1 protein-coding gene is annotated in these 272 nt (G+C 48.2%); it reads right to left on the minus strand.

The genetic code is table 11. From position 1 onward, the window contains the following. A partial coding sequence (locus tag A3712_RS14395; protein WP_157618764.1) for a VWA domain-containing protein occupies positions 1–272 on the minus strand: 272 nt, incomplete at both ends.

A 272-nucleotide genomic window follows, 5' to 3' on the forward strand; every position in this document is an offset into this window, starting at 1 on the left:
GGTGTTTACTTTACGGCTCATGAAGAACTCTTTAACCACCATTTCACCTGCGCCAACACCGATGGTGTAGATAGTTGCGTTGTACTTCTTGGCAATATCTGCAGCCTCTAATGGGTCTAATACCCCAGCGGTATTACTGCCGTCGCTGAGTAGTACCATCACACGTTGAGGTGCATCACTATCAACAAAGGTCTTGGTCGCCAGTCCAATGCCGTCACCAATCGCGGTTTGATTACCGATCAGTCTTAGGACTGCTTGATTGAGTTGCTGTG

Origin of the sequence: Vibrio sp. HI00D65 (assembly GCF_001635455.1) — a bacterium.
Lineage (GTDB): Bacteria > Pseudomonadota > Gammaproteobacteria > Enterobacterales > Vibrionaceae > Vibrio.